We start from the raw sequence: 14762 nt of genomic DNA, 5'->3' as shown, positions 1-14762 counted from the left end.
CATTCCTCAAGCCGCCGCGAACATCAAGCGGGGCCGGCCCTCGATCAGCTGACGCCAATCATCGCGTTCACCGGAGTCCTCATGCCGCTTGCCGAAAAACTGGATGATCATCTCGCCTTCCGGGCCGTAGGCCTCGAGCGAGGTGACATGGCCGTCCTTCGTTGGCTTGCGAACCGCCCAGATCTCGGAGATGTGATCGGTACGAAGGTGCATATGGAACGTCTCGTCGAGGATGTTGATCCATGGACCCATCGGCGTGATGTTCTGGACAGCACCTGAATGAATCTGGATGCAGCCGCGATTGCCGACGAAACACATGATTGGAATCTGCTCCTGTGCCGAATGATGCAGCATTGCGGTAAATGCACTGCCATTGAGCTTCCAGGCGTAGTCATGCCCAATCACCTGAACCGCCTGGTGGCGGGTCATCTTGAGTGACCGCAGAATACCAAAAAACTCATGCACATCGCGCATCTGGCTCCAGCGGTCGCGCAGGCCTGCAGCATCGAGTTCTTCGATCTCAAGCGTCTTCTCTTCCGGCTTCGGCAGCGATGTCAGTGCGATGGTCTGGGATTGATCATCCAGCCGTAACTTGGCAACAAGCACCTCATAGGCATCGAGATTGGACGCCGGCCGCAAATGTATCTTGTGGATTGCCTCTCCGGCGGCATCGAAGAACTGCAAGCTGCGGCGCACCGTATCGCCATCCTGCTTTTCGACAGCAAAGCCGTGGGCCCAGGCATTCGGGAACAACCGCATGTCAATCTGCTCGCCGAGCAGCAACGAAGCATGCTTGCCGACTATCGGCTTGTCATAGACGCCGATCTTTTCGTGCACGGCGCTTTCATTGCGGGTAAGCGCCATGACTTCACCGAGCGATTGGATCTCCGTGAGGAATGACTCAATGCGCGGACTGATGCGAACGACGTTGATCCCACACCAGGCGGCGATCAGATCAGCCTCGGATATATGCAATTGCTGCGCAAGGTCACGCTCACGCATTTTCGGATTATCCGCTCTCGCCTGCCGGATCGCTTCGGGTGACGGTTTCAATGTCTGGGTCATATTCGCACTCATTGTTTGCTTTATTTGTTCAATATCAGCTTGCCCTGGCGGGTTATCTTCAGCCGATAAAGCGATCCGGCGTGTTCGATGCCAACTTCGTTGGAGCCGTCGAATAAAATGTCGCTGCCGAAAACGCGGATATCCTGTTTCACCGGTTTGCTGAAATCGGATCGCATCGGCGAAACATTCGGCAGACGAACCTGCAGATCGATGATTTGACGTCGCGACATGGAGCTGGCCTTTTTTCTGCTCTTTGTGCGGAACAATGCCGCCGCATTATTCCGTTCAATTAAACTTGACTCTCTTATTCATATTTATTACGCAAGCTAAAGAAGAGTCAATGAGTCAAGTTTATCATCATCTTCTAATTAAACAAAAAACTGCAAGCAAGCATCGGAGCATCGGCACGAAGCTCTCCCGGCCAGCCAGCGACAAACTGAACTCCTGGAGAGAATGAGATTATGGGGCTGGTGGCACGGAATATCACTGTTTTGCTTGGCGGAGCGGCAATGACGATCATGGTCGGAGCGCATGTTGCAGGGGCGCAGCAGGCGGAACAGAAAACTCAAACAGGTGAGCAGGCTCAGGCGGCTGCGAAGAAGGGACGCGTGACCCTGTTGCAGCGGCTTGTAGTGGGTGCAGGCGTCGACAAGATTGCTATCGATACGCCGCAAGCTGTCACAATCATCGATCAGGAGCAGATCGATCAGAATCAACCACAGACCATTGGCGACACGCTGCGCGACGTTCCCGGTGTGACGGCGATCGGCAGCGACCGCGTCTTTGGCGAAGCCTTCAATATTCGCGGTATCGGCGGAGCTGCCGCTGCGGACGAGTCCAAGATCATCATCAACGTGGACGGTACGCCAAAGTTTTACGAACAGTACCGGATGGGATCCTTCTTCAGCGATCCGGAACTCTACAAGCAGGTGGAGGTGCTGCGCGGTCCGGCATCGTCGACGCTTTATGGTTCTGGCGCGCTTGGCGGCGTCATCAATCTGACGACGAAGGATGCGGCCGATTTCCTGGCTCCCGGCCAGAGCAACGCCGTCCGCATCAAGAGCGCCTATGACTCCAATGGCACCGGCCTCCTTGGCTCGACCATCTATGCAACGAAACTCAACGACAATTTCGAGTTCCTCGGCATGGGCAATTATCGCCAGTCCGATGACTACGAGGACGGCAACGGCGACGAAATCCCCGGGTCGTCATTCGATTCCTGGTCGGGACTTGCAAAAGGCACGTACCGCTTCGGTGACGGCAACGAGCAGACGATCCGGCTGTCTTACCAGCGCTGGCAGGGTGACGGCGACGATCAGGCCTATGCGCAAACCGACGATAATGATTTCGGGACGGTCGATCGCAAGGTCACCGATCAGACCGCGGTGTTTGCCTATGAGAATCCGGCGAGCGACAATCCTTGGCTTGACCTGAAATTCCAGCTCTCCTATTCCGACACGTCGAACGAACAGTCGAACGCCTCGGGCATAGGAATGCCCAACCAGTTGTTCGACGACTCGGATTATTCCTACAAGACGTTGCAGGCGCGTCTCGAGAATACCTTTGAGTACAAGACCGACAGTTTCGAAAATTATCTGACCATCGGCACCCAGATCAGCCACCAGGACCGCGAAGCCGAGTCGATTTCAGGGATCCAGCCGGGCGCCATCCTGTTCCACCCGGAAGGAACTGAGAATAAGTATGGCTTCTACGCCCAGAACGAATTCGTCTGGCGTGAGAAACTGACCTTGATCCCCGGGGTCCGTTACGACTACCGCGACACGTCGCCGGCGGACAGCATCACTGGCGCCGAAGACTCCTCAGACGATGCTTTCTCACCGAAGCTCGCTGCCCTCTACAAGCTCAATGACAACTTCTCTCTGTTCGGCTCCGTGGCGCACACCGAGCGATTCCCGACCATCGACGAGCTTTACTCATCGTCTGGCCCGGGGCGCACCTATCCTGGCGGGAGGACCGCGAGTCTGGACCTCGAGAAGGAAACATCCAACAACTATGAGGCGGGCTTTGCCATCTCGGGTTACGATCTCCTGCGGGCAGGCGATACGTTGCAATTGAAGACGACCGGTTTCTACAACCAGATCCGCAACCTGATCAGTACCAACCCAAACAATCGCAGCCGGCTGCCGGTGCCCTATTACGTCAACATTAATGAAGCGAAGATCTATGGTGTTGAAGTCGAGGGCTCCTACGACGCCGAAGTGTTCTTTACGCGCCTTGCATACAGCAACATCAGGGGCGAGGACGAGGAAACGGGCGATCCCTTGACCACCATTCCGGCACAGACCCTGACGACGACGATTGGCGGTCGCATGATCGACTACGGCGTTGAATATGGCTGGCGCAGCACATTTGCGGCCCATGCCGACACCGGATTCACAGGTCAGCCGACAGCCGGCTATGGCGTGCATGACATCTTCGCATCATGGAAGCCGACCGACGAAAAATATGCCGGTTTCGAAGCACGCTTCGCCGTCGAAAACCTCTTCGACAAATTCTATCGCAACAACCTGGCGGGTACAGACGGCAAGGGCCGCACCTTCAAGATCACGCTCGCCAAACAGTTCGGATGGTAACTATGAAATTTGAATTTGCAGCAAGTCTTGGCCATAGCATGACCGCTGTTACAGCCATATTCCTTCTTGCTGCAACAGGGGCGGCGTCGGGGCAAGAGTCCTCCCCGGCGCCAACCCTGACACTTGAACTCAATGCGCTGCAGCCCTCCGAGAAAGGCTGCAGACTGACCTTTGTCGTCACCAACAATCTCAAGGCTCCGCTCGACAAGGCGGCTTTCGAGATCGCGCTGTTCAATGAGGCGCAAGTGGTGGACCGCATCACCGTGCTGGACTTCAAGGATCTGCCGCAGGGCAAGACCAAGGTCCGCCGTTTCGATCTCGGCGATACCGATTGCAGCAAGATTGCCCGGGTGCTGGTGAACGACGCGACGGAGTGTTCCGGCACGGGCGTCGACCCGAAGGCCTGCATTCGCCAGCTCAATCCTATGACGAAATCCGGCGTTCAATTCGGAAGTTAATGATGGCTTACGCGCTTGCATTCCAAACCGAGATATCCGCCGTCGTCAAACGGAAGGATCCGCCAGCGCTTTTTGTCATCGAGACAAGCCCTCATTACGGGCAAGAACACGAACCGGATTCGCTGGAATTTCCAGGCACGGCCGGGGCAGAGCTATCACCAGATGCCGCCAGGCACGGCAGCATGGCAGCAACGCGGCAAATGCCGACCACGACGTGGTACCGGAAGCTTGTGCTTTCCTGCGGTTTCCACGCTGCTCTGGCCATACTGCTCGTCGGCTTTGTCACCGATGAAATTCTGATTGCCGGCAGCCAGGATACGATGACCGCCCTGCTCGGGGACGGATCCTTGGACATGAATGCATCTGGTGCTTCCGATCCGGTAAGCATGGACGCAACAAACGTTTCGCTTGTGACAATGGTCCTGCCCAAGCCGGTTCCGGCAATGGAAGTCGAACAGGTAGCGCCGGTTGTGATCAAAGAACCGGTTGAAACGGTTGCCCCGGCTGAACCTGCCCCTGTCCCGGTCACTGAAGTGGCGGAAGTTGTGCCCAGCGAAGCGCCGGAAATTCTCAGGGTCACCCCGCTCCAGCCGACCCTGGACCAAAACGTGGTCCAGCCGCCATCGGAGGCCATCCTTCAACCGGTGGAGGATGTGGAACCTGTTGTTGCAAAGCCGGTTGAGAAGCTTGTGGCGCCAGAACCAGACGTCGAAACGCCAGCGGTACACAGGCCTGTCGTCAAGATGCCGGCCCAAGAAAAGCCCGTCATGGAAAAGCCAAAGCAACAGCCGGCCAAGACCGTACCATCGCCGGCCAAGGTCGCAAAAACACCAACACCCAAAACCGCGTCGGGGCGTAACGGCGTCAATGAGCGGACAGCAAGATCGGGTGTTGCCGATGGCAAGAATGATGGGCTGAAGCATGCCGATGGCAATGCACGCGGCAATGCATCCGCAGAAGGCAACGCCGCAGTGTCTAACTACCCGGGCACGGTAACGTCAAAGCTGCGCCGTGCGTTGCGGCGGCAGGGGCGTTTGCGCGGGGAGGTTCATGTGCAGTTTGTCGTGGCCAGCAACGGCAGCGTGACCGGTGTCGACATTGGTCGCAGCTCCGGAAATGCCGCGGTAGACAAGGCAGGCATGGACACAGTCCGCAGGGCAGCACCTTTCCCGCCGATACCCGCTGATGCCGGCCGGTCCAACTGGGCATTCAACGTACCGCTGGCATTTGGCGGTTAACCGCGGCGCCAAAGGCACAAACGGATTACTTCGGAAACAGGAACGTAATGGCCAGCCGCGCACCGAAGCCATCAGGCCCGTTGTCAGGGCTCTCTGCCCAGTAACGAACTCCGGCGGTGAGGCTGATTGGCTGCTTGTCGATCTTCACGAGTTTTGCCACCGTGAAATTGATGGGCACGGACCATGCCTCACCCTCCCAATCGTAGGTCGACTCGGTGTTGAGCGTGAATGTCCACGCATTCTTGGTCGTGTAAGAAACGAAGGGTTGCAGGAACGTCGAACTGATGTCGTTGCGATCACCCTCACCAGCGAATGACCAGACATGGTTCGTCAGCGCGCCCACGGTCCAGGGTCCATCCTGCTTGAGAACGACTGCCGTCGGCCCCGCTCCCCACTTGTCGCCGCCCAGCAGATCGTCAGTCGCGGTGGGCAACAGGAACACCGGACCGGCACCCCAGATGATACCACCTGCCGGCTGCTTCGGAGAGAAGAAGAAGCTCTGCGTGGTGTCGCCCAGACCAAACTGATCGCCGGATGGCCCCGCAATATCATTCTGCCAGGCGATCGGCAGGATTGTTCGTGAAATGACGTTCCAGTTCTCGTTCAGCGTAAATGGAATGACGGGTTGGACATTGACATAATATTTATCGCCGTCGTCGGGGCCATATCCATTGTCGTAGTTCCCCTGGAACGGCACGCTGATCAATGAGGCGATTGGATTTGAGAGCTTCTTGGCAAGTTCCTCAGGCGATTCCTGTGCCGAAGCGCCACAATTCAACAGCAGCAGTGTGGCTGCAGCGACCGGGATCGAATGCCAATTCATGACCATATCCCTCTCTGATTCCCCGGATTATCGTAACATTATTTGCCAGGCCGCACCATGAAAGCGCGGACGGAAACCTGTAAGGCCTCGAGCCGAGTAATAAGTCCTTGGTTGTGCCGTTGTGCAGGGCAAGCACTGAGCGATCTGATATACTCGATTTTGCAGGCACTTCGACCGAACACGGCCGGAGCCATTCCCTGCAACTCAGTGGTACTCAATCCGCTGTGTCATCAAGGTCGAGCAGATACATGCAAGGCGCTGTAGCGCCATCCCGCCCACAACCAAACCAAGGAGGAGACATCATGATGACGGAAGAGAAACCTGGAACGCGTACCGGTGACATGAAGTTTGAGATCGTGGTTATTCCTGTCGCTGATCCCGATCGCGCTAAGGCCTTCTATGCCAGCCTCGGATGGCGCCTCGACGCCGATTTCGCTGGCAATGACGGTTACCGCGTCATCCAGTTCACACCGCCAGGCTCCGGTTGCTCGGTCATCTTCGGTACGCACGTCACCGCTGCGTCTCCTGGCTCTGCACAAGGACTGTACCTGATCGTATCGGATATCGAGGCGGCCTGCGCAGCGTTGCGCGCACGCGGCGTCAAGGTCAGCGATATCTTTCATCCTGAAGGCGATTCTTATAAGGGCCCCGACGAGCCCTATCTGTTTGGGCAGGTCCGCGTTGCTGGTCCAGACCGCGAGCGCGCCAGCTACCGCTCGTTCGCCTCATTCACCGACCCGGATGGCAATGGCTGGCTCTTCCAGGAAATCACCACGCGCCTGCCCGGACGCGTCGAGGGCGATACCACATTCGGCTCATCGGCTGATCTGGCCGCAGCGCTCCGCCGGGCCGCCGCTGCGCATGGCGAACATGAGAAACTCACGGGGCAGCACGACGAAGGCTGGCCTGATTGGTATGCCGAATACATCGTCAAGGAACAGGCAGGACAGGAACTGCCGAAATAGGCCGCGGAGTAGTCGCTCCCACTCGCGAACGGACGGAAAGGAGAGTAGACTTGCGAAGATAAGAGGCGGGTAGTTCCCTCGACCGAAGGGCCCAGTAGCGAGGTTTTGATCTCGTTGGAGAGGGTGCAATGGGAGCGGATCATGCCGAACGTCGTCTGGTTGCGATTCTCGCCGCCGACATCGTAGGCTATTCGAGACTTATTGAGGCTGACGAAGCCGGAACGCTCGCAGCGATACGATCACTACGATCCAACGTTACAGATCCATTGCTGGCCGAGTACCACGGACGAATCGTCAAGCTGATGGGCGATGGAGCCATCATTGCGTTCGGCTCCGTCGTGGACGCCGTCACCTGTGCGGTCGCTCTGCAAAGGGGTGTGATGGCCCACCAGGCGTCGACGGACCCCGACAAGCGGATCGTGTTTCGTATGGGCGTTAACCTCGGAGATGTCGTTGTTGAAGGCGACGATATTCTCGGCGATGGTGTGAATGTAGCTGCCCGGCTGGAGCAACTTTGCGCACCCGGAGGGCTTTTTGTGTCCGGTACCGCATATGACCAGCTGCCGGGACGATTCGAACTCCCTCTGGAATTCGTTGGCGAGCGCCATGTCAAAAACATCGAAAGACCGGTGCGCACCTATCGCGTCAGATTTGATGGCGAGCGGGCGGGAGGGCGTAAAAGATTCGCACGGCGATGGCGCATGTGGGGTGTGATCGCGGCGGTGATCCTGTTCGCTGTAGCATCGGCTGGTTCGGCGATCTGGTTTTGGCCGCGCGAAACGAGCGCCGAGACAGCGATCATTGCACGCATGAAGTTCCCACTTCCCAAACAGCCCTCGATCGCAGTGATTCCCTTCCACGACATTGGCCCGGGCTCGGGGGAGTCCTATCTCGCCGACGGCTTCACCGAAGATCTCATTACAGATCTTTCGAAGCTGCCCGGGCTTTTCGTGGTCGCCCGGCATTCGGCATTCACGTACAAGGGGAGACCTGCAAAGGTGCAGGAGGTCGCCGAAGGCATGGGGGTGCGTTATGTCCTGGAAGGTACCTTCCGGCACGAGGGCGAACTTGTACGCATCGAGGTGCAGCTCAGCGATGCAGTCAGGAACCAAACGGTGTGGAACCGGCATTACGATGGCAGGCTGGATCAATGTTTTGCGCTTCAGGCCAAGATCGTCGGAGAAATCGCCTCGACCTTGCGAGTGGACCTGACACCGCCAGCTGAACCAGAATTGATCGAGACCACCCCGGAAGCCTATGAAGTCCTGTTGCAGGGTCTAGGCCACTATCGCGTCAATACGGATGCCGAGACCCTGAAAGCCATTGCCCTTTTCGAGAAATCTGTTGGCCTGGATCCCTATTACAGTCGTGCTCACGCAGTGTTGGCCGCGGCCAATTGGCGAATGGCATTGAGTTGCTGGGACTCAGAGAATCTGGCCTTCCGGAAGGCCATGCTTCGCGTCGATCAGAGTTTACCCATGGCGATGCTGTACCAGTATCCACTTGCTTACGCGATATCGTCGGAACTTCTGGCCGCGCATGGCGGCTATGATCAGGCGCTTATTGCGATCAACCGCGCGCTCGCGCTTGATCCGAACGACCCCGAGAATCACATCCGCAAAGCACGCTATCTTAACGCGACGGGTCGCGCCCAAGAGGCGGAACAGGAAGTGCGTCTGGCGATGCGGCTCGATCCCAAATATCCGCCGGAATACCTTCGGGCCCTTGCAATCTCGCTCTTCCATCAGGAGCGGTATCAAGATGCCGTCGATACTTTGAAATTTCTGACCACCTTGCAATGGAATGTCGCCGATGACTACGCGACACTGACATCCGGGCTGGGTCATCTGAATCGCTCGGACGGCGTCCCTCTCAACGTCGCCAAATTCAACGGCATCGCCCTGCCGGCCGGTCGCGGTCCGCTGACTGTCCAGGCAATCGCGTGGCGATGGTATGACAACATGTACGATTACAATCCGGCCAGCCGCGACAGGCTGCTCGATGGCCTACGAAAAGCAGGAGTGCCGGAGGGTGCCGGAACCGATATTCCTTACGAAACCTATGCGCGCGCAGTCAGCAGGGCGAACGGCGAATTCACCGTCAAGGACGTGCCAAAAATATCTGTGGCCGTCGCCAAGCGGCTGCACGGCGAAGGTGCAAGGTTCATTGATGTCCGCAGCACGGTCATGTTCAATCGCTCGCACATTCAAGGAGCCATCAGTCTGCCGGCGGGGAATGTCCTTTCGAGCGAGACACTGTCCGTTGCGGCTCGGAAAGACGACAACATCGTCATCGTTTGTCAGGGGAAATATTGTGCGGATGCTGCATTCGCTTCGGCCAAAGCCTCGGCATGGGGCTATTCCAATGTCTCATATTTCGCCGACGGCGTCTCCGCGTGGGTGGACGCAAAGTATCCAATGGAGTCGCGTTCCTCGAAATGAGACCAGAATGAAGATGAAACTCGCCCACGCCCGTGTCACCTGCGCCACAGACCGGATGCAAATCAATAGGATGATGTTTCGCCGCTGACATCCTGCTGGTCATAGAGACGCGACAGTTCCAGTTCGACCGCCGTGAAGAAGGCGCCGACTTGCTCATCCTGCTCATCCTCAGGAACACCAATCTTGTCCAAGTATCTGAACAATGTTTCTGCGACCTGATTGCGATAGGCGCCCGCTTGCCGGTCGGTGGCCTTTTCCATGATCCGGGCCGCTACGTCGCGGACCTTTGCCACCCGTCGCGTGAGAGGGAATGGAATGACATGGCATGGTGTCAGGGTTGTGGATTCGAACATGCTCGTTTTTCCCAGTCCGGCAGGACTTGCGTGTAATTGATTCGCCTGACGATAGCGGGAATTGTCCTAACAATTTGTTTCGACACGTCTTTGGGAAGCCGCGACACCACGGCCAGCCGGTTACGTAACGTTCCCGCTGCAACAAGAGAGCGCAAACAGATTGTGCGTAACGGCACCATAATGTTGCCGGTTACGGCACGCATGCCTATCACAGTAGGGTAAAGTGATTCGCATTCGTTACGGCGCAGACAAGAGATATGGCACTCAGCAATGCAGAGAGGCAGCGGCGGCACCGCGAACGGCAGAAGCTGAAGCTTGCCGCAGTTGCGCCGGATCTGGGCACGCAATACGAAAACGTGGGCGCGGACCTCCGTGAGAAGCTCTATGCTCTTGTGGACGCGGAAAATGCCCGCAGGGAGCGTCACGTAACAGCCAAGCCGATAGAATTGACGGATTTTCGCCGGGTCATCCTCGACATTGCCCTTAATGAAAATCGCTCCGGCGTTGCTGATGCTGCGCGCATGATCCTTTTGCAGGCTCTTTGCATGGGGGAAAGTTCGGAGAACGAAATCCTCGAAGCGCGCCTGCAAAAGGAAGCTTTGGCAGCAGCGAAGAAACCGGAAAACCGCGAGGTCAGGGAGCAGCTGGTTCCACTGGCCCACTACATACGCGTCCCGAACTTCGGCTAGCTCCGCGTTTTACTTCTGTTTCCAACTTCTGCTAGGCTGACGGTACAGCCCTATCGAACAGTCCAACAAGCACGAGGACATTCACCATGGCGCATCCGGCTTTCTCGGCATCCAATGTAGCTGTTGTCACGGGAGGTGCATCGGGCATCGGCCTGGCCGCGGCCACCCGTTTTGCCTCGATGGGTTTGAAGGTTGCCATTGCTGATCTCGGCAAAGACAAACTTCATGCGGCACATGCTCTCGTGGCGCAACAGTCCGATGGAGAGAACGTCATCGCAGTTGAGACGGACGTCACAAAATTCGATGATTTGCAGCGACTGCAGGCGACAGTGGAGCAGAAATTTGGCGGCATAGACATCCTCATGAACAATGCCGGCATTCAGCCCGGCAGCAGCATATTCGATACCAGCCGATGGGATCAGATCATTGCCGTCAATCTGTTTGGCGTGATACGCGGCTGCCAGGTATTCGGGCCAAGTATGATAGAAAGGCAGCGGCCCGGGCTCATCATCAACACCGGTTCAAAACAGGGCATTACGACGCCGCCGGGCGATCCGGCATATAATGTCTCGAAGTCCGGCATGAAGACCTTTACCGAAGCGCTTCAGCACGAGTTACGTAACACGAGCAACTGTCACGTAACGGCCCACCTTTTCATTCCCGGCTTCGTATACACGCCTCTTGTGGCCGGCAACCGGGTCGAGAAGCCGGCAGGCGCATGGACGCCGGAAGAAACAGTCGATTTCATGCTTGAGCGAGTGTCAGCCGGCGATTTTTATATCCTCTGCCCCGATAATGATGTTTCCCGCTCCATCGATGAACGGCGGATACTCTGGGCTGTCAATGACATCATCAAGAACCGACCCGCTTTGTCCCGCTGGCATCCGGACTATCAAGGCGAGTTCGCGGAGTTTCTCAAGCGTAGTGATTGATGGTCGATGTCGCAGGTCGGCGGGTTCCACCTGACGCGCCAGCCACCGCCGCATACATTCCTGGTGCCGGCACAGGGATTGATCGAGCAATTCCCCAAGTCGGCTTGATATCGCGGATGGTCCGGCTTTATGTTGCCATGACCTTCATCGAGCAGCATGGATTTGCAATGACCTCATCACCCAAGATTCCCTCCGTTGATCCCGTCAAGCTCGACCGTCTCGCGGAAGTTGCGATCAAGATCGGCCTGCAGCTTCAGCCCGGGCAGGATCTCCTGATCACAGCCCCAATTGCAGCATTGCCCCTGGTGCGCCGCATAACGGAACATGCCTACAAGGCCGGCGCGGGATTGGTGACGTCGCTCTACAACGACGAGGAAGCGACGCTCATGCGCTATCGCAATGCGCCGGACGATAGCTTCGACCGTTCTGCCGGCTGGCTCTATGAGGGCATGGCGAAGGCTTTCTCCGATAACACTGCACGACTCGCCGTCGCCGGTGACAACCCGATGCTGCTTTCTTCGGAGGACCCTGAAAAGGTCGCACGTGCCAACAAGGCGCAATCGCGCGCCTATCAACCCGCGCTGGCAAAGATAGCGGGTTTCGATATCAACTGGAATATCATTTCCTATCCCAATCCCTCATGGGCAAAGCAGGTGTTTCCCGATCAGGATCCGGATGTGGCGATTACCATGCTTGCCGACGCGATCTTTGCAGCTTCGCGTGTGGACGTTGACGATCCCGTCGCCGCCTGGCGCGATCACAATGCTGCACTGCGCAAGCGCACGGGATGGCTTAATGCCCGGACATTCTCCGCGTTGCATTTCAAGGGACCGGGTACGGATCTCACGGTCGGCCTTGCCGATGAGCATGAATGGCATGGCGGTGCTTCAGTTGCCAAGAATGGCATCACCTGCAACCCGAATATCCCGACCGAAGAGGTATTCACCACACCGCATGCCCTGCGCGTCGATGGCCATGTATCAAGCACCAAACCGCTCTCGCATCAGGGTACGCTCATCGAAAACATCCGCGTGCGTTTCGAACGCGGCAGGATCGTCGAAGCCAAGGCGACGCGTGGCGAGGAAGTTTTCAACAAGATTCTTGGTACGGACGAGGGTGCGCGGCGGCTTGGCGAAGTTGCGCTTGTCCCGCATTCGTCGCCCATATCAGCCTCGGGTCTCTTGTTCTTCAATACGCTCTTTGATGAAAACGCCGCCAGCCATATCGCGCTCGGCCAGTGCTATTCGCAATGCTTCATCAATGGAGGCGAGCTTTCGCCCGATGAAATCACGGCGCGCGGCGGCAACAAGAGCCTCATTCATATCGACTGGATGATCGGTTCAGGCGAGATCGACGTCGACGGCATAGACAAGGATGGCTCGGTCGTCCCTGTGCTGCGCAAGGGAGAATGGGTCTAGGCGCAAAACGGCATAAAAAATCGCCACTGCGAACAGTGGCGATTTTTGTTGTAGCAGTGATCAGGCGACGAGGCGCCCGGCTGATTCTGCCTGGGCATAGGCCTTGCCGAAGCGGTTGGCGAGGAACGCATCGAGCGCGATGTCTTCCTGCTTGATGAAGCCCTGCTGCGGCAGGTCGCCCTTGGCCAGCATGTCAAGCACAGCACATATGGCAGATGCCGTGGTGATCTGGATGCCGCTGTAGAGCTGAGAACCGATGTGGCCGCTATAGACCTTGTTGGCATAGGTTTCCTGCAGCAGACGGCCCTTCTTGCGACCACTGACAGTAACGAAAATGACGACGACGTCCTGGAGTGTGGACGGCAACGCGTTCTCAAGAATGTCCTTGAACACATCGCGGCGGTCGCGCAGGCCAAGATCATTGAGCAGTGCCTTCATGATGGCGGCATGGCCTGGATAGCGGATGGTGCGGTAATTGAGCGTGCGTACCTTGCCAAGCAATGTCTCACACAATGTGCCGAGACCGCCGGATGTATTGAAGGCTTCGTAGGTGACGCCGTCGAGGGAAAACTCCTCGCGTTCCTCCAATGGCGGCACTTCGGTCAATTCGCCGTCGACAATGGCTTCACAGGGCTCGCAATACTCGTTGATGACGCCGTCCGTGCTCCACGTCAGATTGTAGTTGAGCGCGTTAGACGGGTACTGGGGCAGTGCGCCGACCCGCATGCGAACGCTTTCAAGCGAATCGAAACGTTTGGCGAGATCATTGGCAACGATGGAGATGAACCCTGGCGCAAGGCCGCACTGGGGAATGAAGGTGGTTGTCGCATTTGCCGAAAGCTGCTTGACGACGCGCGTGCTTGCGACGTCTTCGGTCAGGTCGAGATAGTGCACGCTGGATTTGGCGGCAGCCTCGGCAATACGCGTGGTCAGATGGAATGGCGCTGCACTGAGGACGGCAAACTTTCCGTCTAGGACACGCTCAAGTGCGCCAGCTTCGGCAATTTCGATCTGCATTGTTCCAACGAGTGGCGAAACATCCAGCGCATCGAGCTGAGGCTGCGACCGGTCAACGACGGTTACGCGATAATCTCCGGTTCCGGCGAGGAGGTTGGCGATGGTCCCACCTATTTTGCCCGCGCCAACAACAACTATCTCTTTCATATGAATCCCCATGGATATAAAAAACTTATAAGAATTTCGCAGATTGCTCGGCAAAATGAAGTGTGTAATCTGACGATATTACGCGCTATATTAGACAATACGCCGAATGGATTTGTCATTATGCTGACCGACGCTGATCACTCCCTGTTGTCGCTGCTTCGCGAGGACGCCAGAGCCTCGACGGCTGACCTTGCCCGCAAGCTCGGCCTCTCCCGCACGACAGTGCAAAGCCGCATCGAGCGGCTGGAAAAACGCGGCGTGATCCGAGGATACAGCGTCCAGCTGTCACCCGAATATGAGAAGAATCTCGTCCGGGCGCATGTGCTTGTGACCGCCTTGCCGAAGCTGGCGACGAAGGTCGAAACGACCTTGCGAAAAATCGCTTGGGTCAGAACCTTGCATTCGGTCAGCGGCCAGTTCGACATGATCGTCATCGTCGAGGCACCATCCATCCAGGAACTGGACAAATTGCTGGATGAGATCGGGGCACTGGAGGGTGTCGAGCGCACCATGTCGTCAATCATCCTTTCCACACGTATCGACCGTTAGACACCTTGAACAGTCTGCTTGACTCTTCCTCTGAATGGATTCCATAATAGAACATATCATGAACATTGAAGGG

At 57.0% G+C, this 14762-nt stretch carries 14 protein-coding genes; 9 read left to right on the top strand and 5 right to left on the bottom strand.

The annotated features are described in order from the left end of the window. Positions 1-6: 6 nt before the first annotated feature. Together K9U38_RS06710 and hemP are read right to left on the bottom strand one after the other, a co-directional pair. Complete coding sequence (locus K9U38_RS06710) at positions 7-1065, bottom strand: hemin-degrading factor (protein ID WP_224493575.1); 1059 nt, start codon at positions 1063-1065, stop codon at positions 7-9. Positions 1066-1085: 20 nt separating this feature from the next. Next, entirely contained in the window at positions 1086-1241 is a 156-nt protein-coding gene (gene hemP / locus K9U38_RS06705) for a hemin uptake protein HemP (RefSeq protein ID WP_224493816.1), read from the bottom strand. Between the two features lie 333 nt (positions 1242-1574). On the opposite strand from hemP, the gene K9U38_RS06700 reads away from it, so the two are divergent. Genes K9U38_RS06700 through K9U38_RS06690 form a run of 3 tightly spaced genes read left to right on the top strand, consistent with a single transcriptional unit; the run spans position 1575 to position 5355 of the window. Beyond that, positions 1575-3659 (top strand): TonB-dependent hemoglobin/transferrin/lactoferrin family receptor, encoded by a 2085-nt coding sequence (locus K9U38_RS06700; protein WP_224493574.1) that lies wholly within the window; start codon positions 1575-1577, stop codon positions 3657-3659. Positions 3660-3697: 38 nt separating this feature from the next. Continuing rightward, positions 3698-4117 (top strand): hypothetical protein, encoded by a 420-nt coding sequence (locus tag K9U38_RS06695; protein ID WP_224493815.1) that lies wholly within the window; start codon positions 3698-3700, stop codon positions 4115-4117. 2 nt (positions 4118-4119) lie between these two features. Continuing rightward, the gene (locus tag K9U38_RS06690) at positions 4120-5355 is read left to right on the top strand and encodes a TonB family protein (RefSeq protein ID WP_224493573.1); all 1236 of its coding nucleotides are present in this window, start codon (positions 4120-4122) and stop codon (positions 5353-5355) included. A gap of 25 nt (positions 5356-5380) precedes the next feature. Here the strand turns inward: K9U38_RS06690 and K9U38_RS06685 are convergent, their stop codons facing one another. Next, positions 5381-6178 carry a transporter gene (locus K9U38_RS06685; protein ID WP_224493572.1) on the bottom strand — a complete coding sequence of 266 codons (798 nt, stop codon included), beginning with the start codon at positions 6176-6178 and terminating at the stop codon, positions 5381-5383. Between the two features lie 302 nt (positions 6179-6480). Here K9U38_RS06685 and K9U38_RS06680 point away from each other — a divergent pair, with 302 nt between their 5' ends. Together K9U38_RS06680 and K9U38_RS06675 are read left to right on the top strand one after the other, a co-directional pair. Beyond that, positions 6481-7143, top strand: a complete 663-nt coding sequence (locus K9U38_RS06680) for a VOC family protein (protein ID WP_224493571.1) — start codon at positions 6481-6483, stop codon at positions 7141-7143. A gap of 128 nt (positions 7144-7271) precedes the next feature. Beyond that, the gene (locus tag K9U38_RS06675; protein ID WP_224493570.1) at positions 7272-9584 is read left to right on the top strand and encodes a rhodanese-like domain-containing protein; all 2313 of its coding nucleotides are present in this window, start codon (positions 7272-7274) and stop codon (positions 9582-9584) included. Between the two features lie 62 nt (positions 9585-9646). Here K9U38_RS06675 and K9U38_RS06670 read toward each other — a convergent pair whose 3' ends face one another. Beyond that, positions 9647-9937, bottom strand: a complete 291-nt coding sequence (locus tag K9U38_RS06670) for a DUF6074 family protein (protein WP_224493569.1) — start codon at positions 9935-9937, stop codon at positions 9647-9649. A gap of 257 nt (positions 9938-10194) precedes the next feature. On the opposite strand from K9U38_RS06670, the gene K9U38_RS06665 reads away from it, so the two are divergent. From K9U38_RS06665 to K9U38_RS06655, 3 genes are all read left to right on the top strand, one after another. Beyond that, entirely contained in the window at positions 10195-10626 is a 432-nt protein-coding gene (locus tag K9U38_RS06665; protein WP_224493568.1) for a hypothetical protein, read from the top strand. An 86-nt stretch (positions 10627-10712) separates the two neighbouring features. Beyond that, on the top strand, positions 10713-11558 hold the full coding sequence (locus K9U38_RS06660; RefSeq protein ID WP_224493567.1) for an SDR family NAD(P)-dependent oxidoreductase: 846 nt from the start codon (positions 10713-10715) through the stop codon (positions 11556-11558). Between the two features lie 167 nt (positions 11559-11725). Further along, a complete protein-coding gene (locus tag K9U38_RS06655; protein ID WP_224493814.1) occupies positions 11726-12976 on the top strand; it encodes an aminopeptidase in 1251 nt (416 codons plus the stop codon). Between the two features lie 60 nt (positions 12977-13036). Here the strand turns inward: K9U38_RS06655 and K9U38_RS06650 are convergent, their stop codons facing one another. Continuing rightward, a complete protein-coding gene (locus K9U38_RS06650) occupies positions 13037-14140 on the bottom strand; it encodes a saccharopine dehydrogenase family protein (protein ID WP_224493566.1) in 1104 nt (367 codons plus the stop codon). 120 nt (positions 14141-14260) lie between these two features. On the opposite strand from K9U38_RS06650, the gene K9U38_RS06645 reads away from it, so the two are divergent. Beyond that, complete coding sequence (locus K9U38_RS06645) at positions 14261-14689, top strand: Lrp/AsnC family transcriptional regulator (protein WP_224493565.1); 429 nt, start codon at positions 14261-14263, stop codon at positions 14687-14689. Positions 14690-14762 lie beyond the last annotated feature (73 nt).

Origin of the sequence: Phyllobacterium lublinensis, from assembly GCF_020164435.1 — a bacterium.
GTDB classification, from domain to species: Bacteria; Pseudomonadota; Alphaproteobacteria; order Rhizobiales; family Rhizobiaceae; genus Phyllobacterium; species Phyllobacterium lublinensis.
This window is presented reverse-complemented; position numbering and strand designations above follow the sequence as displayed.

Excerpts from the sequence above, each read along its gene's own strand:
- K9U38_RS06710 (WP_224493575.1), bottom strand. The coding sequence starts at position 1,065 with ATGACCCAGACATTGAAACCGTCACCCGAAGCGATCCGGCAGGCGAGA.
- K9U38_RS06685 (WP_224493572.1), bottom strand. The coding sequence starts at position 6,178 with ATGAATTGGCATTCGATCCCGGTCGCTGCAGCCACACTGCTGCTGTTG.
- K9U38_RS06655 (WP_224493814.1), top strand. The coding sequence starts at position 11,726 with ATGACCTCATCACCCAAGATTCCCTCCGTTGATCCCGTCAAGCTCGAC.
- hemP (WP_224493816.1), bottom strand. The coding sequence starts at position 1,241 with ATGCGATCCGATTTCAGCAAACCGGTGAAACAGGATATCCGCGTTTTC.
- K9U38_RS06690 (WP_224493573.1), top strand. The coding sequence starts at position 4,120 with ATGGCTTACGCGCTTGCATTCCAAACCGAGATATCCGCCGTCGTCAAA.
- K9U38_RS06650 (WP_224493566.1), bottom strand. The coding sequence starts at position 14,140 with ATGAAAGAGATAGTTGTTGTTGGCGCGGGCAAAATAGGTGGGACCATC.
- K9U38_RS06695 (WP_224493815.1), top strand. The coding sequence starts at position 3,698 with ATGACCGCTGTTACAGCCATATTCCTTCTTGCTGCAACAGGGGCGGCG.
- K9U38_RS06675 (WP_224493570.1), top strand. The coding sequence starts at position 7,272 with ATGGGAGCGGATCATGCCGAACGTCGTCTGGTTGCGATTCTCGCCGCC.
- K9U38_RS06670 (WP_224493569.1), bottom strand. The coding sequence starts at position 9,937 with ATGTTCGAATCCACAACCCTGACACCATGCCATGTCATTCCATTCCCT.
- K9U38_RS06700 (WP_224493574.1), top strand. The coding sequence starts at position 1,575 with ATGACGATCATGGTCGGAGCGCATGTTGCAGGGGCGCAGCAGGCGGAA.
- K9U38_RS06660 (WP_224493567.1), top strand. The coding sequence starts at position 10,713 with ATGGCGCATCCGGCTTTCTCGGCATCCAATGTAGCTGTTGTCACGGGA.
- K9U38_RS06680 (WP_224493571.1), top strand. The coding sequence starts at position 6,481 with ATGATGACGGAAGAGAAACCTGGAACGCGTACCGGTGACATGAAGTTT.
- K9U38_RS06665 (WP_224493568.1), top strand. The coding sequence starts at position 10,195 with ATGGCACTCAGCAATGCAGAGAGGCAGCGGCGGCACCGCGAACGGCAG.
- K9U38_RS06645 (WP_224493565.1), top strand. The coding sequence starts at position 14,261 with ATGCTGACCGACGCTGATCACTCCCTGTTGTCGCTGCTTCGCGAGGAC.